General features: G+C 61.8%; 23 protein-coding genes. 17 read left to right on the plus strand and 6 right to left on the minus strand.

The annotated features are described in order from the left end of the window. The first annotated feature begins 40 nt into the window (after positions 1–40). The 11 genes from aroQ to Q7C20_RS16475 all read left to right on the plus strand — a co-directional run bounded on the left by aroQ (position 41) and on the right by Q7C20_RS16475 (position 13,176). Complete coding sequence (gene aroQ, locus Q7C20_RS16425) at positions 41–496, plus strand: type II 3-dehydroquinate dehydratase (RefSeq protein WP_375068746.1); 456 nt, start codon at positions 41–43, stop codon at positions 494–496. A gap of 24 nt (positions 497–520) precedes the next feature. Further along, complete coding sequence (gene accB, locus Q7C20_RS16430; RefSeq protein ID WP_348061726.1) at positions 521–985, plus strand: acetyl-CoA carboxylase biotin carboxyl carrier protein; 465 nt, start codon at positions 521–523, stop codon at positions 983–985. 17 nt (positions 986–1,002) lie between these two features. Beyond that, complete coding sequence (gene accC / locus Q7C20_RS16435; protein ID WP_375068748.1) at positions 1,003–2,364, plus strand: acetyl-CoA carboxylase biotin carboxylase subunit; 1,362 nt, start codon at positions 1,003–1,005, stop codon at positions 2,362–2,364. Positions 2,365–2,625: 261 nt separating this feature from the next. Next, positions 2,626–3,504 carry a 50S ribosomal protein L11 methyltransferase gene (gene prmA / locus Q7C20_RS16440; RefSeq protein ID WP_375068750.1) on the plus strand — a complete coding sequence of 293 codons (879 nt, stop codon included), beginning with the start codon at positions 2,626–2,628 and terminating at the stop codon, positions 3,502–3,504. A gap of 30 nt (positions 3,505–3,534) precedes the next feature. After that, complete coding sequence (locus Q7C20_RS16445) at positions 3,535–4,788, plus strand: DUF3426 domain-containing protein (RefSeq protein WP_375068752.1); 1,254 nt, start codon at positions 3,535–3,537, stop codon at positions 4,786–4,788. A 185-nt stretch (positions 4,789–4,973) separates the two neighbouring features. Then, on the plus strand, positions 4,974–5,987 hold the full coding sequence (gene dusB / locus Q7C20_RS16450) for a tRNA dihydrouridine synthase DusB (protein ID WP_375068754.1): 1,014 nt from the start codon (positions 4,974–4,976) through the stop codon (positions 5,985–5,987). Then, complete coding sequence (gene fis, locus Q7C20_RS16455) at positions 5,984–6,304, plus strand: DNA-binding transcriptional regulator Fis (RefSeq protein WP_002555375.1); 321 nt, start codon at positions 5,984–5,986, stop codon at positions 6,302–6,304. The genes dusB and fis overlap by 4 nt, the downstream gene beginning before the upstream one ends. A gap of 82 nt (positions 6,305–6,386) precedes the next feature. Next, on the plus strand, positions 6,387–7,994 hold the full coding sequence (gene purH, locus Q7C20_RS16460) for a bifunctional phosphoribosylaminoimidazolecarboxamide formyltransferase/IMP cyclohydrolase (RefSeq protein WP_375068764.1): 1,608 nt from the start codon (positions 6,387–6,389) through the stop codon (positions 7,992–7,994). A gap of 227 nt (positions 7,995–8,221) precedes the next feature. Further along, complete coding sequence (gene purD, locus Q7C20_RS16465; protein ID WP_375068766.1) at positions 8,222–9,514, plus strand: phosphoribosylamine--glycine ligase; 1,293 nt, start codon at positions 8,222–8,224, stop codon at positions 9,512–9,514. Positions 9,515–9,629: 115 nt separating this feature from the next. Further along, positions 9,630–12,401 carry a response regulator gene (locus tag Q7C20_RS16470; RefSeq protein WP_375068768.1) on the plus strand — a complete coding sequence of 924 codons (2,772 nt, stop codon included), beginning with the start codon at positions 9,630–9,632 and terminating at the stop codon, positions 12,399–12,401. Positions 12,402–12,579: 178 nt separating this feature from the next. Beyond that, positions 12,580–13,176 (plus strand): MarC family protein, encoded by a 597-nt coding sequence (locus tag Q7C20_RS16475; protein WP_017253590.1) that lies wholly within the window; start codon positions 12,580–12,582, stop codon positions 13,174–13,176. Here Q7C20_RS16475 and Q7C20_RS16480 read toward each other — a convergent pair. The 5 genes from Q7C20_RS16480 to cobG form a co-directional block, all read right to left on the minus strand. Next, on the minus strand, positions 13,173–13,943 hold the full coding sequence (locus Q7C20_RS16480) for a hypothetical protein (protein ID WP_348061026.1): 771 nt from the start codon (positions 13,941–13,943) through the stop codon (positions 13,173–13,175). The two genes, Q7C20_RS16475 and Q7C20_RS16480, sit on opposite strands and share 4 nt — an antisense overlap. Positions 13,944–14,180: 237 nt before the next feature. Then, entirely contained in the window at positions 14,181–15,818 is a 1,638-nt protein-coding gene (gene cobJ / locus Q7C20_RS16485; RefSeq protein ID WP_375068771.1) for a precorrin-3B C(17)-methyltransferase, read from the minus strand. Then, on the minus strand, positions 15,818–16,549 hold the full coding sequence (locus Q7C20_RS16490) for a precorrin-2 C(20)-methyltransferase (RefSeq protein ID WP_348061029.1): 732 nt from the start codon (positions 16,547–16,549) through the stop codon (positions 15,818–15,820). Before Q7C20_RS16490 ends, cobJ begins: the two co-directional genes overlap by 1 nt. Next, on the minus strand, positions 16,549–17,175 hold the full coding sequence (locus Q7C20_RS16495) for a precorrin-8X methylmutase (RefSeq protein ID WP_116627269.1): 627 nt from the start codon (positions 17,173–17,175) through the stop codon (positions 16,549–16,551). Before Q7C20_RS16495 ends, Q7C20_RS16490 begins: the two co-directional genes overlap by 1 nt. Further along, positions 17,168–18,514, minus strand: coding sequence for a precorrin-3B synthase (cobG, locus tag Q7C20_RS16500; protein WP_375068773.1), 1,347 nt, complete (start codon positions 18,512–18,514; stop codon positions 17,168–17,170). Before cobG ends, Q7C20_RS16495 begins: the two co-directional genes overlap by 8 nt. Before the next feature lie 38 nt (positions 18,515–18,552). On the opposite strand from cobG, the gene cbiE reads away from it, so the two are divergent. Both cbiE and Q7C20_RS16510 read left to right on the plus strand, forming a co-directional pair. Further along, complete coding sequence (gene cbiE, locus Q7C20_RS16505) at positions 18,553–19,758, plus strand: precorrin-6y C5,15-methyltransferase (decarboxylating) subunit CbiE (protein ID WP_375068774.1); 1,206 nt, start codon at positions 18,553–18,555, stop codon at positions 19,756–19,758. Then, on the plus strand, positions 19,755–20,474 hold the full coding sequence (locus Q7C20_RS16510; RefSeq protein ID WP_375068775.1) for a cobalt-precorrin-6A reductase: 720 nt from the start codon (positions 19,755–19,757) through the stop codon (positions 20,472–20,474). Before cbiE ends, Q7C20_RS16510 begins: the two co-directional genes overlap by 4 nt. 119 nt (positions 20,475–20,593) lie before the next feature. On the opposite strand, the gene Q7C20_RS16515 is transcribed toward Q7C20_RS16510, so the two are convergent. Beyond that, positions 20,594–20,830 (minus strand): DUF6124 family protein, encoded by a 237-nt coding sequence (locus Q7C20_RS16515; protein WP_375068776.1) that lies wholly within the window; start codon positions 20,828–20,830, stop codon positions 20,594–20,596. 598 nt (positions 20,831–21,428) lie between these two features. Here Q7C20_RS16515 and Q7C20_RS16520 point away from each other — a divergent pair. The 4 genes from Q7C20_RS16520 (at position 21,429) to Q7C20_RS16535 (ending at position 23,043) form a co-directional block, all read left to right on the plus strand. Next, positions 21,429–21,737, plus strand: coding sequence for a type II toxin-antitoxin system RelE/ParE family toxin (locus tag Q7C20_RS16520; RefSeq protein WP_375068778.1), 309 nt, complete (start codon positions 21,429–21,431; stop codon positions 21,735–21,737). Continuing rightward, on the plus strand, positions 21,734–22,021 hold the full coding sequence (locus Q7C20_RS16525; protein ID WP_375068780.1) for an addiction module antidote protein: 288 nt from the start codon (positions 21,734–21,736) through the stop codon (positions 22,019–22,021). Before Q7C20_RS16520 ends, Q7C20_RS16525 begins: the two co-directional genes overlap by 4 nt. Before the next feature lie 97 nt (positions 22,022–22,118). Then, entirely contained in the window at positions 22,119–22,514 is a 396-nt protein-coding gene (locus Q7C20_RS16530) for a DUF2946 domain-containing protein (RefSeq protein WP_348059971.1), read from the plus strand. Between the two features lie 46 nt (positions 22,515–22,560). After that, positions 22,561–23,043 (plus strand): copper chaperone PCu(A)C, encoded by a 483-nt coding sequence (locus Q7C20_RS16535; protein WP_375068782.1) that lies wholly within the window; start codon positions 22,561–22,563, stop codon positions 23,041–23,043. Positions 23,044–23,053: the final 10 nt, after the last annotated feature.

Below are 23,053 nucleotides of genomic sequence, written 5' to 3' on the forward strand. Positions count from 1 at the left end.
CGGGTTCTGCCGTACTCACATCAATAACAAGGAACAGCCGATGGCGACCTTTTTGGTTCTTCACGGACCCAACCTGAACCTGCTCGGCACCCGTGAACCGGGCGTCTACGGGGCAGTGACCCTGGATCAGATCAACCTCGATCTCGAACGCAGGGCACGTGAAGCCGGCCACCATCTGCTCTACCTGCAAAGCAACGCCGAGTACGAATTGATTGATCGCATCCATGCCGCGCGTGGCGAAGGCGTGGACTTTATCCTGATCAATCCCGCCGCTTTTACGCACACGAGTGTTGCATTACGTGACGCGCTGCTGGCGGTGAGCATCCCATTCATCGAAGTGCATTTGTCGAACGTGCACAAACGCGAAGCTTTCCGCCATCACTCCTACTTCTCCGATGTAGCAGTGGGTGTGATCTGCGGCCTCGGCGCCAGCGGGTACCGACTGGCCCTGGAGGCCGCCCTGGAACACATTGAACAACCGGCCAAGCGCCCCTGACCGACCCTTGGGAGTTGATGATTCATGGATATCCGTAAAGTTAAGAAACTGATCGAACTGCTGGAAGAATCCGGTATCGACGAGCTGGAAATCAAGGAAGGCGAAGAGTCCGTACGGATCAGCCGTCACAGCAAGACGCCAGCACAACAGTTCTACGCACCGCAGATGCAAGCACCGGCTCCGGCCGCTGCTGCTCCGGCCGCAGCACCTGCTGCCGCTGCCGCACCTGCTGCGCCAGCCGAACCTGCGCTGAACGGCTTCGTGGTCAAGTCGCCAATGGTCGGTACGTTCTACCGCACCCCGGCACCGACTTCGCCAGCCTTCGTTGAAGTCGGCAAAACCGTGAAAGTGGGCGACACCATCTGCATCGTTGAAGCGATGAAGATGATGAACCACATCACCGCTGAAAAAGCCGGCGTCATTGAATCCATCCTGGTAGAAAACGGTCAGCCGGTTGAGTACGACCAGCCGCTGTTCACCATCGTTTGAACCGCGGAGCGCCTTCGATGTTGAAACCTGCGAAGAAACTGCAAAAAGTCCTGATCGCCAACCGCGGCGAGATCGCGCTGCGTATCCTGCGCGCCTGTAAGGAAGAGGGCATCAAGACCGTCGCTGTTTACTCAACGGCCGATACCGAATTGATGCATGTGAAACTGGCGGACGAAAGCATCTGCATCGGCCCGCCACTGGCCACGAACTCGTACCTGAAAGTCTCGAACATCATCGCGGCCGCAGAAGTGACCGGCGCTGATGCGATTCACCCGGGTTACGGCTTCCTCGCGGAAAACGCCGACTTCGCCGAACAGGTGGAGAAATCCGGGTTTGCCTTCATCGGCCCGAAAGCCGAAACCATTCGCCTGATGGGCGACAAGGTTTCTGCCAAGGACGCCATGATCGCCGCTGGCGTGCCAACCGTTCCCGGCTCCGACGGCCCGCTGCCTGAAGACGAAGAAACCGCGCTGCGCATTGGTCGCGAAGTCGGCTACCCGGTGATCATCAAGGCCGCCGGTGGCGGTGGTGGTCGCGGCATGCGTGTGGTGCACAAGGAAGAAGACCTGATCGAAGCTGCCAAGCAGACTCGCTCCGAAGCGGGCGCCTGGTTCGGCAACCCGATGGTCTACCTGGAAAAGTACCTGACCAACCCACGCCACGTGGAAGTGCAAGTACTGTCCGACGGTCAAGGCCAGGCCATCCACCTGGGCGACCGCGATTGCTCGCTGCAACGTCGTCACCAGAAAGTCCTGGAAGAAGCTCCGGCTCCGGGCCTGGATGAAAAAGCGCGTCAGGAAGTTCTGGCTCGTTGCGTCAAGGCGTGCATCGACATCAACTACCGTGGCGCGGGGACGTTCGAGTTCCTGTACGAGGACGGCCGTTTCTACTTCATCGAGATGAACACTCGTGTGCAGGTAGAGCATCCGGTTTCGGAGATGGTCACGGGTATCGACATCGTCAAGGAGATGCTGAGCATCGCCGCTGGCAACGTGTTGTCGTACACCCAGGACGACGTGAAGATTCACGGCCACTCCCTGGAGTGCCGGATCAACGCCGAAGACCCGAAAACCTTTATCCCAAGCCCTGGTCTGGTCAAGCATTTCCATGCGCCGGGCGGCAACGGTGTACGGGTGGATTCGCACCTGTACAGCGGCTACAAGGTTCCGTCGAACTATGACTCGTTGATCGGCAAGCTGATCACTTGGGGTGCTACGCGTGACGAGGCCATGGCCCGTATGCGTAACGCGCTGGACGAGATCGTGGTGGATGGCATCAAGACCAACATTCCGCTGCATCGGGATCTGGTTCGTGATGAAGGCTTCTGCGAAGGTGGTGTGAACATTCACTACCTGGAACACAAGCTGGCCAATCAGTAAGTGCTCCACCAGACAAAGCCGCCTTCGGGCGGCTTTGTTGTTTCTGACCCCGGGATTTTGCTGGATGGATACATTCCCCTGTGGGAGCGGGCTTGCTCGCGAATGCGGTGCATCAGCCAAGATATTATTCACTGACCCACCGCATTCGCGAGCAAGCCCGCTCCCACATTTGTTATGTGTACACCCCTCCCGCCGCTCGCGTAAACTTGCGCGCTTTCGCGGCCCCCCGCTGCACATTCAATTTTTTCAAAGGTGCCCGCCATGCCTTGGCTGCAAGTCCGTCTCGCCATCAGCCCAGAACAAGCCGAAACCTACGAAGACGCTTTCCTCGAAGTCGGCGCCGTCTCGGTCACGTTCATGGACGCCGAAGACCAACCGATCTTCGAACCCGAACTCAATACCACGCCGCTGTGGTCCCACACCCACTTGCTGGCCCTGTTCGAAGACGGCACCGACGGCGCCGCCGTTCTGGCCCATATGGAACTGCTCACCGGCAGCCCACTGCCCGAGCACCACAGCGAAATCATCGAAGACCAGGACTGGGAACGCAGCTGGATGGACAACTTCCAGCCGATGCGTTTCGGTCAGCGCTTGTGGATCGTGCCAAGCTGGCACGCCGCGCCTGAGCCAGAGGCGGTCAACCTGCTGCTAGACCCCGGCTTGGCGTTCGGCACCGGCACCCACCCCACCACCGCGCTTTGCCTGGAGTGGCTTGACGGCCAGGACCTGACCGACTGCAACGTGCTCGACTTCGGCTGCGGCTCGGGGATTTTGGCGATTGCCGCCCTGCTGCTGGGCGCCAAGGAAGCCGTCGGCACCGACATCGACGTGCAGGCCCTTGAAGCCAGCCGCGATAACGCCGGGCGCAACAACATCCCTGAAGCGAAATTCCCGCTCTACCTGCCGGAGCAACTGCCCCAGGTACAGGCCGATGTGCTGGTCGCCAACATCCTCGCCGGGCCGCTGGTGTCGCTGGCGCCACAGCTGTCGAGTCTGGTCAAGCCGGGTGGCCGTCTGGCGCTGTCGGGCATCCTCGCCGAACAAGGTGAAGACGTCGCCGCCGCCTATGCCAGGGATTTCGAGCTGGATCCGATCGCTAACCGTGATGGCTGGGTACGCATCAGTGGTCGTCGGCGCTAGAATGAGCGCTTGCCTGAATCGGATGGCCGCATGACCGACAGTTTCGTCACCCAATGCCCGCATTGCCAAGCGCGCTTTCGCGTCAACCACGCCCAATTGAGCGTGGCCCGCGGCGTGGTTCGCTGCGGCTCGTGCCTGCAAGTGTTCAACGCAGCGCGCCAGTTGCTGGAGCAGCGCACTAAAGCGTCTGCACCGGAACCCGAGCTGCAGGTCGTCGTTGAGAAAGCGCTCGAGCCCGCTCCCGAGGCGCCACGGGCCATCAGCCAGAAACAGTGGACTGCCGAAGAGCTGGACCTGGACAACCTGGACCTGGACGAAGAACTGGCCAAGCTGGAACGCCGCGATATTCAGCACGCGCAGCCGCTGGGTGCGGAGCGCCGCCAGGCAAACACCGACCGTCGGCAGAAGGAAGACGCCCTCAGCGCCAGCCGTCACACCGTCAAGGCCGAAGAAGAAAAGTGGGCTGCCAGCCTGTTCAGTGAACCGCCTGAGGAGCGCTCCCCAACGCCCGAAGACGAACCCGCGCCAGCCAAGGCGCCGGCGACCCGGCAGCGCACCGAACCGTCGATGTCGTTTCACGTCGACGATGTCGATGAAGCGCCGCCGTTGCGCGCACACGATGACGATGATGATCTCGACCCGCCGTTCAGCCCCGTCCTGCACGATGTGGACGAGCCGGAACCCGCAGAGCGGCCGCAACCGCGTGGCAAGCGCCCGCGCCCGGTAACCAGCGCTCACGACGACGTACTCCAGGACCTGGAAGACGACCCGCTGCACCTTTATGGGCACAAACGCCCGTCAGGCTGGGGCCGTCGCCTGATCTGGATCATCCTGGTGCTGCTGGCCGCCGCCGGCCTGGCAGCCCAGTACGTCGCTTACCAATTCGACGACCTGGCCCGTCAGGACGCCTACCGCCCGTGGTTCCAGCAACTGTGCCCGACACTCGGCTGCACAGTGCCATCGCGGGTTGATATCGCCCACGTCAAGAGCAGCAACCTGGTGGTGCGCAGCAACCCGGAGTTCGCCGGGGCGCTGGTGGTGGATGCGATCATCTATAACCGTGCCACGTTCTCCCAGCCCTTCCCGCTGCTGGAGCTGCGCTTTGCCGACTTGAATGGCGGCCTGATTGCCAGTCGTCGCTTCAAGCCTGCCGAATACCTGAGCGGTGAACTGGCCGGGGTGAGCGAAATGCCATCACAGACACCGATCCATATCTCCCTCGACATCCTTGATCCGGGCAACAAAGCGGTGAATTACAGCCTGAGTTTCCATTCGCCCGAGTGAACAGGCGCATACACCGAGGTTTGACGGCGGATTCTTGACTGGTCCCCTCGCAACCAAACCGGTAGCGATAAAGAAATAACTGTTCAGATTTTATCCAATTCAGCCTTTATCCAGTCATCGAGAGCGGGTATCATGCCAACCCTTTTTCGAACTCTAATGATCCGGCCCCACAACAGGGAAGTCCTATGTCGGCGGTACGCATCGGCCCATACACATTGCCCAACGGCTTGATCCTCGCCCCGATGGCGGGCGTCACCGATCAGCCCTTTCGTCAGCTGTGCAAGCGTTTGGGCGCGGGTCTAGTAGTCTCGGAAATGGTCACCAGCGACATGAGCTTGTGGAACACCCGCAAATCGCGGATGCGCATGATCCACGAAGGTGATCCCGAGCCCCGCTCGGTACAGATCGCCGGTGGAGATGCACAGATGCTGGCGGATGCGGCCCGAGCCAACGTGGAGCTGGGCGCACAGATCATCGACATCAACATGGGCTGCCCGGCCAAGAAGGTCTGCAACAAGGCCGCCGGTTCCGCGTTGTTGAAAGATGAGCAATTGGTCGCCGAGATCCTGCAGGCCGTGGTGGCCGCAGTGGATGTACCGGTCACCCTGAAGATTCGTACCGGCTGGGACCGGGACAACAAGAACGGCCTGACGGTGGCGAAGATCGCCGAACAGGCAGGCATTACAGCGCTGGCGGTGCATGGCCGCACCCGCGCCGACCTTTACACCGGTGAAGCCGAGTACGACACGATCGCCGCAATCAAGCAGGCAGTGTCGATGCCGGTGTTTGCCAATGGCGACATCGACTCTGCCGAGAAAGCCCGTCGCGTGCTGCACGCTACCGGCGCCGATGGCTTGTTGATTGGCCGGGCTGCACAGGGGCGGCCGTGGATTTTTCGTGAGATCGAGCATTTTCTGCGTACTGGCGAAGTGTTGCCGGCACCGGAGTTGGTCGAGGTGGAACGTATTCTGCTAGAGCATTTGGCCGCCCTGCACGCCTTCTATGGAGACGTGATGGGAGTACGCATTGCTCGCAAGCATGTCGGCTGGTATCTCGCAACCTTGCCGGGCGCCAAGGAGTTTCGCGCCCGCTTCAATCGTTTGGATGGAACGCAAATACAGGTCGCCACCGTTCGAGAGTTTTTCAGCGAGCGCGAAAAGAGCCTGGGGACAGGGGACGCAAAAGGGGTGGCCGCATGACGATGATGACCGAGACTTTAGTGAGTGGAACAACACCCGTGAGCGACAACGTCAATTTGAAACAGCACCTCAACACGCCGAGCGAAGAAGGCCAGACCCTTCGCGGGAGTGTCGAGAAGGCGCTGCACAATTATTTCGCCCACCTTGAGGGCGCTTCCGTCACGGACGTGTACAACCTGGTGCTCTCCGAAGTGGAAGCGCCGTTGCTTGAGAGCGTGATGAACTACGTCAAGGGCAACCAGACCAAAGCCAGTGAGCTGCTGGGCCTGAACCGTGGGACCTTGCGCAAAAAGCTCAAGCAGTACGATTTGCTGTAAGCATTCAATCAAACCAGAAAGGCGCCCGCGTAAAAAACGGTCGCCTTTTTTGCTGACTCCTTTGCTTTTGATGGAAATTGAAATGACCGACCAGACCACCCGCCTGCCGATCCGCCGCGCCTTGATCAGTGTCTCCGACAAGACCGGGATCCTCGAATTTGCCCGGGAGCTGGAAGCCCTGGGTGTGGAAATCCTCTCCACGGGCGGGACCTTCAAACTGCTGCAGGACAACGGCGTGGCCGCAGTAGAAGTGGCGGACTACACCGGTTTCGCAGAAATGATGGACGGTCGGGTCAAGACCCTGCACCCGAAGATCCACGGCGGCATCCTCGGCCGTCGCGGCATCGACGACGCCATCATGACCGAGCACGGCATCAAGCCGATCGACCTGGTGGCCGTTAACCTGTACCCGTTCGAAGCCACCATCAACAAGCCAGGCTGCGACCTTCCTACCGCCATCGAAAACATCGATATCGGCGGCCCGACCATGGTTCGCTCCGCTGCCAAGAACCACAAAGACGTGGCCATCGTGGTTAACGCCAGCGATTACGCCAACGTGCTGGAAAGCCTGAAAGCCGGTGGCCTGACCTACGCCCAGCGTTTCGACCTGATGCTCAAGGCTTTCGAACACACCGCGGCCTACGACGGCATGATCGCCAACTACATGGGCACCGTGAACCAGGCGGCTGAAACCCTCAGCACCGAAGGTCGCAGCCAGTTCCCGCGCACCTTCAACAGCCAGTTCATCAAGGCCCAGGAAATGCGCTACGGCGAGAACCCGCACCAGAGCGCGGCGTTCTACGTGGAAGCCAAACCGGCCGAAGTCGGCATCGCCACTGCGACCCAGCTGCAAGGCAAAGAGCTGTCCTACAACAACGTGGCCGACACCGACGCCGCGCTGGAATGTGTGAAGAGCTTCGTCAAGCCGGCCTGTGTGATCGTCAAGCACGCCAACCCGTGCGGCGTGGCCGTCAGCCCCGACGCCGAAGGCGGTATCCGCCAGGCGTACGAACTGGCCTACGCCACCGACACTGAATCTGCGTTCGGCGGCATCATCGCCTTCAACCGCGAGCTGGATGCCGAGACCGCCAAGGCCATCGTCGAGCGCCAGTTCGTTGAAGTGATCATTGCTCCAAGCATCAGCGAAGAGGCCCGTGCCATCGTTGCAGCCAAAGCCAACGTGCGCCTGCTGGCCTGCGGCGAGTGGTCGGCAGACCGCGCCGCTGCCTGGGACTACAAGCGCGTCAATGGCGGCTTGCTGGTTCAGAGCCGCGACATCGGCATGATCGGCAGCGAAGACTTGAAAGTCGTGACCCAGCGCGCGCCGACCGAGCAAGAGATCAACGACCTGATCTTCGCCTGGAAAGTCGCCAAGTACGTTAAGTCCAACGCCATCGTCTACGCCAAGAATCGCCAGACCGTCGGCGTCGGCGCCGGCCAGATGAGCCGCGTGAACTCGGCGCGTATTGCCGCGATCAAGGCTGAGCATGCTGGTTTGCAGGTGCAGGGCTCGGTGATGGCGTCTGACGCGTTCTTCCCGTTCCGCGATGGTTTGGATAACGCTGCCAAGGCCGGTGTGACCGCCGTGATCCAGCCAGGCGGCTCGATGCGTGATGCTGAAGTGATTGCTGCTGCGGACGAAGCCGGCATCGCCATGGTCTTCACCGGCATGCGCCACTTCCGCCACTGATACAACTCGATCGAAATGTGGGAGCGGGCACTTTGTGGCAAGCGGGCTTGCCCCGCGTTGGGCTTCGCAGCAGCCCCAATCAAGCAGAACGCTCTGGATCAGGTAATCTGCGGTGTCTGGTTTTGGGGCCGCTTCGCAGCCCAACGCGGAGCAAGCCCGCTCGCCACGTGAGTTCGGCTCCACATTGAAGCGCGCCCTGAGCGCCTACAGAATTTGAGGTTTTTGAAATGAATGTTTTGATCATTGGCAGCGGTGGCCGTGAACACGCCCTGGCCTGGAAAGTTGCCCAGGACCCACGCGTCCAAAAGGTTTTCGTCGCCCCCGGCAACGCCGGTACCGCCATTGAAGCCAAGTGCGAAAACGTCGCCATCGACGTGCTTGCCCTTGAGCAGCTTGCCGATTTTGCCGAGAAAAACGTCTCCCTGACCATCGTCGGCCCCGAAGTGCCTTTGGTGGCAGGCGTCGTCGACCTGTTCCGCAGCCGTGGCCTGGATTGCTTCGGCCCAACCGCCGGCGCGGCCCAGCTGGAAGGCTCCAAAGCGTTCACCAAGGATTTCCTGGCACGCCACAAGATCCCGACTGCCGACTACCAGAACTTCACCGAGATCGAGCCGGCCCTGGCTTACCTGCGTGAAAAAGGTGCGCCAATCGTGATCAAGGCCGATGGCCTGGCCGCCGGTAAAGGCGTGATCGTGGCGATGACCCTGCAAGAAGCCGAAGACGCCGTACGCGACATGCTCGCCGGCAACGCATTTGGTGAAGCCGGTTCGCGCGTCGTCATCGAGGAATTCCTCGACGGCGAAGAAGCCAGCTTCATCGTGATGGTCGACGGCAAGAACGTACTGCCAATGGCCACCAGCCAGGACCACAAACGCGTCGGCGATGCCGACACTGGCCCGAACACCGGCGGCATGGGTGCTTACTCCCCAGCCCCGGTGGTCACCAGCGAAGTGCACCAGCGTGTGATGGACCTGGTGATCTGGCCGACCGTGCGCGGAATGGCCGACGAAGGCAATGTTTACACCGGTTTCCTGTACGCGGGCCTGATGATCGACAAAGCCGGTAACCCGAAAGTCATCGAGTTCAACTGCCGCTTCGGCGACCCGGAAACCCAGCCGATAATGCTGCGTCTGCAATCGAGCCTGGTGCTGCTGGTAGAAGCGGCCCTCGCCCAGGCGCTGGACAAAGTAGAAGCCCAGTGGGACCCGCGCCCAAGCGTTGGCATCGTACTGGCGGCTGGCGGCTACCCTGCCGACTACGCCAAGGGCGATGTGATTGAAGGTCTGGACGCGGCTGCTACGCTGGAAGGCAAGGTGTTCCATGCGGGCACCGCGCTCAAGGACGGCAAAGTTGTAACCGCCGGTGGCCGTGTATTGTGTGCCACCGCAATGGGTGCCAGTGTCGACGCCGCGCAACAACAGGCGTACAAGCTGGCGGCGAAAATCGACTGGAAAGGCCTGTTCTACCGCACAGACATCGGCTATCGCGCGATTGCCCGTGAACGCGGCGAGAACAGCTGAACAGCTACACTTGCGTAGCTATCCGTTCGGTTAGGCAAGGGCCTCTGGCTCTTGCCGTACCCATGTCGCCCCGCGCATAGTTAACCCGTGCATCAACCTACGAAGGGATTTCGCCGTGCGCTGGCTCAGGATCGCCATAGGTTTTACAGTCAGCCTGCTGACACTGCTCTGCTTGTTCCCGGCCCAAGCCGCCGCGCAAGGCAGTGGGTGGGCAGTATTGCTTGATGAACAGGCCGACCTGCAGCTGAGCGACATCCGTTCCTCCCGCTACACCAATCAATTCAGCCCCATCGAACTCGACCGGATTACCGCTGCGCAACCGGACGGCGCGTTGTGGGTACGCTTCAAGCTGCAACCCGGCAAGCACGAGCAAGTGCTGCGGGTGTTCGCCCCCGACCTCTCCCACTTGAGCCTCTATGTACTGGACGGCGACACGCTGGTGGAGCAACAAAGCACCGGCACCCGCCAGCCTCAGGCGGAACGCCCGCTGCCCAGCAGCGACTTCATGCTGCCGATGCCGCAAAGCCAGAAGCCGCTTGAGGTGTACCTGCGCCTGGTCTCGGAACACGAACTGCGCCCCTACATAACGCTGGAACCCGCAGTGCTCGCCGCTGCCGACCAGAACCAGACGCTGATCTACGGCCTGCTGTTCGGCTGCCTGGTGATGCTGATCCTGCACAACCTCACGCGCTTCGCCTATCACCGCTCACGCAGCAGTTTATGGCTGGCTGCCTGCGAAGTGCTGTTGATGCTGAGCCTTGCACTGCTGCTCAACCTGGTGGGGCCGTTGCTGCCAAACTGGCACGCCGTGCAGACTCCGGGCGCCTACCTCGCCCTGCTGCTGACTGCGCCGTGCGGGCTGATGTATGCCTACCGTTTCTTCATGCCACTGGGCCCGCACCCGCTGAACAAGCTGCTGATGGCCGACATTCTGCTGATCGTGTTGTGTGGCCTGCTGCTGTTGTTCGTCAACACCTTGCCGCTGAACATCATCACTTATGCATTGGTGGCCCTGGCCGGCTTGAGCATGCTGTTTGTCTCGGCGTATCACTGGCAAAAAGGCTACCGGCCCGCGCGTTTGTTCGTGGCGGCGATGGTGGTGTTCAACATCGGCACGCTGATCATCCTCCCGGCCCTGCTCGGCCTGACACTGGTAGCGCCGCAAGGCTTGATCGTGACCCTGCTCGGCTTTATCTGCCTCAGTGGCCTGCTGATGAGCCTGGCCCTGGGCGAGCGCCAGCGCGCAATCGTTGAGGCGCGCTTCAGCCTCAGCCGCGACCTGGCCGCCAGCAATGCCGAGATCGCCGCCAAAGCCGAGTTCCTGGCGAAGATCAGCCACGAAATCCGCACCCCCATGAACGGCGTGCTGGGCATGACCGAGTTGCTCCTGGGCACGCCGCTGTCGGTCAAGCAGCGCGACTACGTGCAAACCATCCACAGCGCCGGCAACGAACTGCTGACGCTGATCAACGAGATTCTCGACATCTCCAAGCTGGAGTCCGGGCAGATCGAGCTGGACGATGTGCAGTTCGACCTCAACGCGCTGATTGAAGACTGCCTGAGTATCTTCCGCGCCAAGGCCGAACAGCAGAACGTCGAACTGATCAGTTTTATCCAGCCGCAGGTGCCGCGCGTGATCAGCGGCGACCCGACGCGCCTGCGCCAGGCGATGTTGAGCTTGCTGGAAAACGCCCTGCAAAAAACCGACGAAGGTGAAGTGCTGATCGTCGTCGCCCTCGACGAGCGCAGCACCAAACCGCGCCTGCGCATTGCCGTGCAAGACAGCGGCCTGCCGATGGAAGCAGCCGAGCGCGACGCGTTGCTGCACAGCGAATTGCACAGCAAGAATTTCCTCTCGGCCACCCGTTTGAGCGGCCACCTCGGCTTGGTGATTGCCCGCCAGCTGATCCTGTTGATGAACGGCGAGTTCGGCATCAAGAGCGGCAGCCATCAAGGCAGCACGCTGTGGCTGACCTTGCCGCTGGACCCGGAGCGCCTGGAACACCCGACTTCCGACCTCGACGGCCCGCTCAAAGGCGCCCGCGTGTTGGTGGTGGACGACAACGACACCTGCCGCAAAGTGCTGGTGCAGCAATGCACGGCCTGGGGCCTGAACGTCAGCGCCGTGCCGTCGGGCAAGGAAGCCCTGGCGTTGCTGCGCACCAAGGCGCACTTGCGCGATTACTTCGACGTGGTGCTGCTGGACCAGAACATGCCCGGCATGACCGGCATGCAACTGGCGGCGAAGATCAAGGAAGACCCGAGCCTGAACCACGACATCCTGTTGATCATGCTCACTGGCATCAGCAATGCGCCGAGCAAGATCATCGCGCGCAACTGCGGGATCAAACGCATCCTCGCCAAACCGGTGGCCGGCTATACGCTGAAGACCACCTTGGCCGACGAGCTGACCCAACGCAGCAAGGGCGTCGTGCAACCGCGCCAAGCCCTCGCCGCGCCGGCGGCGGTGACCGTGCCAGGCGACTTCCGCATTTTGGTGGCCGAAGACAACAGCATCTCCACCAAAGTAATTCGCGGCATGCTCGGCAAGCTCAACCTCAACCCGGACACCGCCAGCAACGGCGAAGAAGCGCTGGAGGCGATGAAAGCCCAGCGATACGACCTGGTGCTGATGGACTGCGAAATGCCGATCCTCGATGGTTTCTCCGCCACCCAGCAACTGCGGGCGTGGGAAGTCAGTCACCAGCGCATCCGCACACCGGTGGTGGCGCTGACGGCGCACATTCTCTCGGAACACAAAGAGCGCGCCCGCCAGGCCGGGATGGACGGGCACATGGCCAAGCCGGTTGAGTTGTCGCAATTGCGCGAGCTGGTGGAGTTCTGGGTGGCGCAGCGTCAACAGCGCCCGGAACACGCCCCGTCCTGACCTGAAATTCAATCCCCTGTGGAAGCTGGCTTGTGTGGGAGCTGGCTTGCCTGCGATGCAGACACCTCGGTATCTCAGGCGGACCCGGTTGATGCCATCGCAGGCAAGCCAGCTCCCACATTTGATCTTTGTCGCCTGATAGACTCTGCACACTTTCCCCGCCCGCGAGCCGCCCCTCATGCTCCACGTGTTATTCAGCGTCTACCTGAAAATGCTGGTGCTCTACAGCCCGTTTTTCGTGCTGTCCTGCTTTATCAGCCTGACTCGTGGTTACTCCAGCAAGGAACGACGGCGCCTGGCCTGGAAAGTCGCGCTGGCGACCCTGGTGTCGAGCGTGTTGCTCTACCTGTTCGGTCGGGTGATTTTCAGCGTGTTCGGCATTACCGTGGATGCCTTCCGCATTGGCGCCGGCAGCGTGCTGTTCATTTCCGCGCTGGGCATGGCCCAGGGCAAGTCGGCGGTGCAAACCGACAACGTGCAGCAGGACGTCACCATCGTGCCGCTGACCATTCCCCTTACGGTCGGCCCCGGCACCATCGGCGCCCTGCTGGTGATGGGCGTCAGCCAGCCGCATTGGGATGACAAGATCATGGCGATTCTCAGCATCGCCCTGGCCAGCCTCACGGTGGGCGTGGTGCTGTACTTGTCCAACCGTATCGAACGGATTCTCGGCGACCAGGGCTTGCAGATTGTCAGTCGGTTGATGGGGTTGTTCGTGTGCGCCCTGGCCGCGCAAATTATCTTTACCGGGGTGCGCGGCTACCTGGTGCCCTAGATGCGGTACTTGGCGATTGCCAGTTGCACCTTGTCGCCCGCGCTTTCGCGCATCATCTGAAGGGTTTTCTGGTTGACCACCGAGGTATTCAGCACCAGGCACGTCTGCCCGCTGAAGGCCTCGAACGAGGCGCTGTCCCACTCCAAAAAGGGCAGCCCCAGTTGTTTGTTCACACCGCGGCTGCTGTAAGTCACCAGCACCATGGTGACTTCGCCATTGGTTTGGGCGCAGGACGCCAAACCAAAATCACCGCCCTCATGCACCGTGCAATTGCGCTTGAACAACTCGAACGACGCCGGTTGCCGCTTCAGCGCCTCCAGGGCATCAGCGGCCAGCTTGGGCAGCGCATTCAGCAGCGGCCCGGCCAACGACGTTGTCGCCAACATCGCCGCAATCATGTTCAGCGCGGCGCATTGCACGGTCAGCCCCTTGCCGACGCTTGAGACCCGCTCAAAGCTGCTGCGCACCGGTAGCCAGCCCAGGCTGACCATCACCGCAATAAATTCGTTGTACCACCCCTCGGTGCCGCGCTGGGCCTTCAGCACATCGCTCACATAGCTGCTGGCCAGCAGGTAGCTTTTGCGGATGTACTCGCGGTTCAACGCCGACATGCCCTCGACAAACGAGATCACCCCGTTGTTGACCACCGCCGCGTTGCTGTCATCTTCAGTGTCCATTGGCGCCAAACCCGGTGCGCCCGGCAGCTTATAAGCGGCAATCAACTTGCGCCGTTTCACGCGGTTGATTCGTCCGTGATATCGCTCCATTTTCAGTTCTCCACAAGCACCCCACATAGGGCGTGTGTCCACACTAGTCCAGGCACAGGCGAGCTTGCCAGACGACAAACAACGCTTGCCCACACCCTCGGAAAAACGCTGCCCAGCAACTGCGGGACTCGCGCAGCAGCCTTCCGGTTTTCGTCGGCAAAAAAAGAAAAAGCCCCGAGTCACAGAGGGTAATCACCCAGTGTCACTCGGAGCTTTCTGTCGGGCGCAGAGGCGTTTTCAGGAGGCGGGTTTTTCGCCATACCAGCGCGGCGTGTACACCCACTCCCCGCCACCCGCACGCGGGAACACGCAGGTGGTGGACGAACCGATCAACACCATGGTGCGCATGTCGACCTGCTCCGGCGTCAATTGCCCCAGCGTGGTGACGCGCAGCGTCTGGCCCGGGCGACCGATGTCGCGCCCCAGCACTACCGGCGTTTCTGGTGTGCGATGCACCGCGACGATTTCCAGCGCGCGCCCCAATTGCCAAGGCCGCGACCGCGAGATCGGGTTGTAGAACGCCAGCGCCAGGTCAGCCTGGGAAGCAAGGTCCAGGCGTTTTTCAATGATCGACCAGGGCTTGAGGTTGTCCGACAGCGACATCACGCAAAAATCATGGCCCAGTGGCGCGCCCGCTTGAGCGGCGGTCGCCAAAGAGGCTGAAACGCCCGGCAGGATTTCCAGGTCGACCTGATGCCAGGCCGGGTCGCTGGATTCGTGCAGCGCCTCGATCACCGCCGCTGCCATGGCAAACACGCCGGGGTCGCCGGACGACACCACCACCACCGAGCGGCCTTGCGCGGCCAGCTCGAACGCATGGCGCGCGCGTTGCATTTCTTCGCGGTTGTCGGTGCAGTGCTGCACTTGATCGTCACGGAACGGCCCGGCCATGCGCACGTAGGTTTCGTAGCCAAGCACGTCAGTGCAGCGTGCCAGTTCGGCCTTCACCGCCGGCACTATCAGCTCGGCGGCGCCGGGGCCCAGGCCAATTACGGCGAGTCGGCCACGGGCACGGCCGACACGCGACACGTCCAGCGGTTGCTCGGCGACGCTGATCAAGATATCGGCGTCTTGCGCCACCTGAGCAAAACGCAGCGGCACCGCCAACTCCAGCGCGGCTTGCTGCAACGAGGCTTGCGCCATTTGCGTGTCGCTGGCCAACAGGCACGCCAGGGATTGCACAGCAATGCCCGCCTCACGCAGCGCCGTTCGCACCCGCTCGGCCAGATGCTCACCCGGCTTGCAAGTGACGCACACCGTCTTCGGGTAAATCATCAGCTCATTGGCCGCTGGTTCACGCGCGGCGCTGCCCACATGAATGGCCAGGCGCGCGTGCTGATCCTGCGGCAGATTGGCCTGGTCCAACCACGGCGCGGCGCCTTCGATGCGCACACGCTCGCCGGCCAACAGGTCGGAAACGAAACGCTTGCCCAGCTCCAGGTCACCCAACTCATACCCCTTCGGCGGGTTAAGCAGGCAGGTGCCGAATCGCAACTCGCCACTGGTGGTAATCGCCGCCGCCACGCCCAATGCAGCGGCAATCTCGCGGGCCATGACGTTCACACCGCCCAGGCCACCGAGCAGCGGCACCACGGCGCTGCCGTCTTCGGCCACGGCCAGCACGGCAGGTTCTTCGCCTTTCTCCAGCAACAGCGGCGCCAGCGTGCGGATCACAATGCCGGCCGCACACAACGCAATCAGCGGCGTGCCTTGCGCGTACAGCTGGCGCAGGGTCGCGCCGAATTCGTCGTAAGCCCTGTCGGCCCCTTCAACACGCCCGAGCAAACCGTGAATCAAGGCGCCGGGATACACCTGCTGGACCTTGCGCGCCGTCGCCAGGCTGCCCTGGCCCAAAATAACAATCGCCGGATTCATCACCCTTGCCACCGTTCGCCGGGCACGATGATCAGCGAGAAGTACGGCGACGAAGCCGGGTCCACCTGATCCAGCGGTACGATTTTCTGGTTGGCCATGGTCGCGCGTTCCACATACAGCGCGCGCTCGGCCAGGCCGAGTTCTGCCAGCACCTGTCGCACTTTCGGGAAGTTGCGACCGAGCTTCATGATTACCGCCGCATCGGCATCCGCCAAACGACGCTTGAGGTCGTCATGCGGCAACACACCCGACAGCACCGACAAACTCTGGTTGCGATACACCAACGGCGCGCCGAGTACCGAAGCGCCGCCCAGCATCGAGCACACGCCGGGAATGACCTGGGCTTCGTAGCGTTCGGCCAGACGGTCGTGCAGGTACATGTAGGAGCCGTAGAAGAACGGGTCGCCTTCGCAGATCACCGCCACATCGCGGCCAGCGTCCAGATGCGCGGCCACATCGGCACTGGAGGCGTCGTAGAAATCGCTGATCACTTGTTCGTACGACATCGGCGCCGGCAGCGCTTCGGTGGTCACCGGGTACACCAGTGGCATCAGCGTCTGTTGTGGCACCAAGTGGTCTTCGATAATGCCGAAGGCGTTGCCCTTTTTGCCCTTGGCCACGAAGTACGCCACCACCGGCGATTCGCGCAGCAGGCGCAGGGCCTTGAGCGTGATCAGTTCCGGATCACCGGGGCCTACGCCCAGGCCAATCAAACGTCCGCGTGCCGGCATTATTCGACCTCCGTGGCCAGGGCGTTGACCGCAGCGGCAGCCATGGCGCTGCCACCCAGGCGCCCTTGCATGATCACGAACGGTACGCCACGGCTGTCCGCCGCCAGCATCGCCTTGGATTCGGCGGCGCCCACGAAACCCACCGGGAAGCCGAGGATCAACGCCGGTTTCGGCGCGCCGGCATCGAGCATTTCCAGCAGGTAGAACAAAGCCGTCGGCGCGTTGCCGATCACCACCACGCTGCCTTCCAGGTGCGGCCGCCACAGTTCCAGAGCGGCAGCGGAACGGGTGTTGCCCAGCTCCCGCGCCAGCTCTGGCACGCTGTCGTCGCGCAGGGTGCAGATCACCGGGTTGTTGGCTGGCAGGCGCGTGCGGGTCACGCCTTCGGAGACCATCCGCGCATCACACAGAATCGGCGCGCCGGCGGCCAACGCATCGCGCCCGGCCTTGCCGGCGCCTTCGGAAAACTGCAGGCCGTCGATGGCATCGACCATGCCGCACGCATGAATCACCCGCACCGCGAGTTTTTCCAGGTCGGCCGGGATGCGGTCCAGCTTGGCTTCCGCGCGAATAATGGCGAAGGAGTTGCGATAGATCTCCTGACCGTCGCGGATGTAATCAATCATCGGTGTTGCTCCGTGGGCGAGCGCGTAGCAGGGCGCCCGCCGCTTCAATGGAAAGGGTGCGCGCGTGCAGCCGGCCGAAACCTTTGTGGGCTGCGTCGCGAAAATAGAGGTCGTAGTGGCCCGGGCCGACGGCCAGCAAGGTGACCGGCGCCACGTGCGCGGCGGCGCAGCTACGTGAGCAGCCGGACAGGTGCACGGCGTGTCCCGGTTCCAGCGCGGCCAGTTGCACCGCGTCGGCCTTGGTGTCGGCCAGGCCTTTGCCGCAGCCGCTTGAGCCAGTGCAGGCGATCAGGCGCGCCAGCGGTTGGTCGGCTGAGCAGAGGAAACCCAGCTGTTGCAGGCCTTGAGTCACGGCGGCGTGATTTTTAACATCTGGCAGCAGCACGCCCTGCCACGGCGTGACGCGCAGTGTGCCGTCGCCCTGCTCGCGGGCCAGTTGCGCGGCGCCCTTCAGCATCGTCGAATCGAGGCGGCCCAACGGCGCAACGGCAGCCACGTAATACAGATTTTTTGTGTGCTGTGGATAACTGCCCAGGTGCAACAACGCGCCACTGGCCGGGCGTTTGAAGCCGTCGACCGGCAACAGCGGCAGGCGCAGATGGCTCAGCAAGTTATCCACAGGCAAATGACGCATGCGGGTTTGCTCGGGCGTGGCGAGGTCGAGAAACGCTTCGAGCACGGCCACTACCAGTGCGTGGCCCTGGTGCAGCGGCACCGCTGCCAGCGGCGCATCCAGCGCCGGGCAACCGGCCAGGCCGAACGCCAGCAACGTTTCGCCGTCGCGTTTAAACGCCGACAGCCACAGGTCGTGGTGATGTTCGAGCATGGCCAGGGCTTCCCCGCCATCGAGTTGCACGGCGAACTTGGCCGACAGCTCATGGAAACGCGGGTGGTTTTGCAGGGTCGCGAGGATCTGCCCGGCCAACGGGCGCGTGTCGAACAGCATCTGCGGGTCGATGCCGGCGCTGGGGCTGAGCATCAGGTTGCGCACGTCGTCACCGGCGGCGTTGTTCGGGCCGAGGCCTGCGGCCAGCAGCGTCGCGATCAAGGCATCGCTCTGGGCGCCGATCCCGCGAATCTGCAGATTGGCGCGGTTGGTCGCCTCGATCACCCCGCCCGCATAGGCCTGGGCCGCGTCAGCCACGGCAATCGCCTGGGCGGCAGTGATCGAACCACCGGCCAATTTGATCCGGCAAATACCACCGTCCAACGCCTGGACGATACGCAGCAACCCCGGGCAAGCCGAGGGGCGTAAGGTATTCGGGGCGGGCGTCTGGTTCACGGGGCTACCGGTTGACGGGTAAAGGCGCGGTATTATGCCTGCTTTGTCCGGCGGCATGAAAAGCCTGCCCGTCGGATGTCGTTCAAGGAATTGATATGTCGCCCTGGCTGACGGTAGTAGGCATCGGTGAAGACGGCTTCAAGGGCCTGGGCAAAAACGCCCGGCACGCCCTGTTGCGCGCCTCGCGGATTATAGGGGGCCAGCGCCAGTTGGACCTGCTGCCGGTGTGTATCCGGGGCGAGCGTCAGCTGTGGCCAAGCCCGTTTTCGCTGGAGCCGGTGCTGGCGCGGCGAGGTGAACCTGTCTGTGTGCTGGCCAGCGGCGATCCGATGTTTTATGGCGTGGGCGCCAGTTTGTCGCGGCAGGTGGCGGCTGAAGAACTGTTGATTTTGCCGGCGCCTTCGTCGGTGTCCCTGGCGGCGGCGCGGTTGGGCTGGCCGTTGCAGGACGTGGTGACGTTGTCTGTGGTGGCACGGCCGTTGGCGGCGCTGAACGCGCATCTGGCCAGTGGCGTGCGGTTGTTGGTATTGAGCAACGATGGCCGCAGCCCTGGGTTGATGGCCGCGTTATTGGCTGAGTCCGGGTTTGGGCAAAGCCGGTTAAGCGTGTTTGAGCACGTGGGCGGCCCAGATGAACAGCGCATCGACGGGCTGGCGCACGCGTGGGCACACGCCTCGGTTGCCGATTTGAACCTGGTCGCCATCGACTGCGTGGCGGACGCCACTGCACCGCGCCTGTCACGCCTGGCGGGTTTACCCGACTCGGCATTCAAGCACGACGGCCAATTGACCAAACGCGATGTGCGCGCCATGACCCTTGCCCGCCTCGCCCCGATGCCCGGTGAATTGCTGTGGGACGTGGGCGCGGGCAGCGGCTCTATCGGGATTGAGTGGATGCGTACCCACCCGAGCTGCCGCGCGTTGGCAATTGAGGCGGATGAAGGCCGCCAAGGATTGATCGAACATAACCGCGATGCCCTTGGCGTACCTGGCTTGCAGCTGATTCGCGGCAAGGCACCGGACGTGCTGCACGGGCTGGAAGCACCCGATGCGATCTTTATCGGCGGCGGCGTTACGCGTAACGGCGTGCTCGACACCTGCTGGCAACACCTGCGCCCCGGTGGTCGCTTGGTCGCCAACGCCGTGACCCTGCAAAGTGAAATGACCCTGATGAACTGGCGCGCGCAGCACGGCGGCGAACTGACGCGCATCCACGTCGCGCAGGCTCAGCCGCTGGGCGAATTCGATACGTGGCGCCAGGCGCTGCCGATCACCTTGCTGGACGTGGTCAAGCCACTATGAAGCGCATCTTGTTGTTGGGCGGCGTGACGGAAGCGCTGGCCATTGCCCGCACGCTGGGCCCGGAGCATGTCTACAGCCTGGCCGGTGTAGGTCGCGTGCCGACTGACCTGACCTGCCAGGTGCGTGTTGGCGGTTACGGTGGGGCTGAGGGCTTGGCGCGGTTTATTCAGGATGAGGGTATTAGCCTGATCCTCGACGCGACTCATCCGTATGCGGCGCAGATCAGCCAAAATGCCGCCCAGGCGGCGCGCCTGTGCGAGGTTCCGTGCTGGGCCCTGCGCCGCCCGGCGTGGCAGCCGCAGGTTGGGGATGACTGGCGCGAGGTCAGTGATTGGGCTGAGTTGATTGAAGCGTTGAAGCCTTTCAAGCGCCCGCTGTTCACGCTGGGCCGCGAGCCGTTGCAGCACCTGGATGAAATCCCGCCGGAGCAGTTCTGGACACTGCGCGCGCTGGAGGTGTATCCGGGAAATGAGCGCTGTGAAGTGATCTGCGCACGCGGGCCGTTTGTGATCGAGGATGAGCGCGCGTTGTTTGAGCGGCGACAGATTGATGTGCTGATCAGCAAGAACAGCGGCAGTACGGCGACCGAGCCGAAGCTGGAAGTGGCCAAGGAGCGCGGGGTGCCGGTGTTGGTGTTGAAGCGGCCAGCGCTGGCGGCTGTAGATCGAGAGTTCACCAGCGTGGCCGCGGTGCTGCAGGCAATCAACACCTTCTAAACGACGACTATCCCCTGTGGGAGCGGGCTTGCTCGCGAAGGCGGTGTATCAGTCACCTGATGTATTGGCTGACACTGCGCTTTCGCGAGCAAGCCCGCTCCCACATTTGACCTGTGTAGTTAGCTGCTGGCGGTGGTCGCCTGCACACGATCAGCCAGCAACTTCGCCAGCTCAATCAACTGCACGACGCCCAGCAACGCATCTCGCTTCGAACCATCCAGGTCAAATGCCAGGTCGCAGCTCAGCGCATTCGCCGAGGCGAGGGTTTCGCTGAGGTTGACCAACAGGTCTTCGGTGCTGATGCCATCGGCCACGGTGAATAGACGAATGGGGGGATTTGGGGTGGGTTTGATCATTGTGAAGTTCCTAAGGAAAAAATGGAGCTGCCACTGATCGCCGCGACGCGATGGGGGTGGCAGCTGTACGCAGGTTCGCGGACCGGTCCTCAGGAAACCCGGCATACCCGAAGGTATCCCGCGCACAGCCGCCATAGCGCTGCACAGTAGACGACAAAAAGGCATCAACTGAAAGCAGACAATGACGCTTAGCATCCATAGAAATCCAGGCCGCGACGCCCGACCGCTGAATGTTCAGCGGTGCCCGGAGACTAGAGATTGAGTGTCCTAGGGACAACCTTAAAGACTTGTCGGAAATTTCTGTTTGCTGCTTGCAGGCATTGCACCAGCAACCAACAGCCTCAAGCCAAACACAGCCCGCTCCCACAGTAGAAACTGCGCCGGCAGTTCGCAGTGCGGCCGTCCTGCATACGGTCTGCCAGCAAAGCAATTGCCTCTGTCGCTTCTTCCCTAAAAGCCGAAACCCCCTACAAACACTTCCGAACCAGCTGGCTGGTTCAACCAAAACCCCCGCCCTAACCTTCCCGTTCACGGTTTCGCACTGCTCATGCAGCGCGTCGCATCTTGCCAGCCCGTATCCCAAGGAATACGATCAGCGATGATTCATTTCAAAAAATCAAAGGAATTTCAGGAATGGCTCGTTTCATTACGCAGCAACGCTGCCCGCGCACGTGTGATTACACGGTTAGATAACGCAACATATGGAAATTTTGGAGACTGTGAGTCAGTCGGAAACGGCATATCAGAAATGCGCATCCATCATGGTCCTGGATACCGGATTTACTTCACGCGCAAGGGCGATGTGGTTTACCTGCTGTTGATAGGCGGCGACAAATCAACCCAGAAGCGTGACATCCAGCACGCAAAAAAAATCGCAGAAAACTTTGAAAAAGGGAGTACCCCATGACTGAATTTACAGATTTCGATGTCGCGGACTACCTCAAGACACCCGAGGACATGGCTGAGTATCTTAAAGCCTCGTTCGAAGAAGATTCCGGTGACGGGTTACTTATTCGTTCGGCACTTAACAATATCGCACGCGCCCAAGGCATGACCCAAATCGCCCGAGACGCTGGCCTTGGACGAGAAAGTTTATACAAAGCTCTCTCCGCCACTGGCAATCCCGAATTCGCAACTATCATGAAGGTTATGAAAGCTTTGGGCCTCAAGCTCCACGCCACCGCAATTTGATAGCACTGCGACACCAAACCACACCGCCCCTTTTTACTTATCCCCCTCGATCAGGCTAAATACCCACCTGATCGTTTAACCCTACGGATTGTCCGCCATGGCCCGTCAACGCTTCGCAATCGCCTGGATCGCCTGCCTTGCAGTGCTGTTCAACGCCTTTGCCATGCCGATGGCCAGTGCGATGCAGCAGTCGGATGACCCGGCTAAAAGACTGTTGTGGGGCAGCTTCTGTTCATCCAATGGCGCCAGCCTGAAAACCATTGCCCTGGGCACGCTGGAAATTCCGTCGCCGCAGCAGGACGATCACTCCAGCATGCAGCATTGCTGGTGCTGCTCGGGCTCGGCGCCGGTGGTGGCATTGCCGGGGCATGTGCCGCAGCTGTATGTCACCCGTTTTGATGCGGTGCCAGGCCTGTCGCCGCCTGCGTTGCAAGCCCCTACCCCGCGCCAGCAATGGCCGAGCCTCAACCCCCGCGCCTCTCCAACGGTCTGATGTGTTCGCAAGTGAACTGCGTTTAGAACCGTTCTGGAGAACTGCCATGCTTAAATCTTCCCTGCTTCTGGCTGCGTTGCTGTTGCCGGTGTTCAGTGCTGCCAATGCCGATGACTACAAGGCGGGCGACCTGCTGGTCAGCGACCCGTGGTCCCAGGCATTGCCGCCCAATGCGCCGACGGTTGCGGCGTACTTTGTGATTCATAACACCGGTGAAGCCCCGGACCGCTTGCTCAGCGTGGAAACGCCGGTGGCGGACAAGGCCGAGATGCATGAGAATGTGATGCAGGGCGACTTGATGAAAATGCAGCGCGTCACCAGCGTCGCCGTGCCGGCCAAGGGTGAGCTGACGTTCGCGCCGATGGCCTATCACGTAATGCTGCTGGGCCTCAAAGACCGCAGCCTGTTGGCTGACGGCAAGCAATTTCCGCTGACACTGACCTTTGAAAAAGCCGGCAAGGTAGACATCGAAGTCTCGGTGCAGAAAGTGCCGCCAGTGGCCACTCACGAGCATAAGCACGCCAGGTAGGCCAACCTCG

The sequence above is a fragment of the Pseudomonas sp. AMR01 genome (assembly GCF_041946035.1).
GTDB lineage: Bacteria > Pseudomonadota > Gammaproteobacteria > Pseudomonadales > Pseudomonadaceae > Aquipseudomonas > Aquipseudomonas antarctica_B.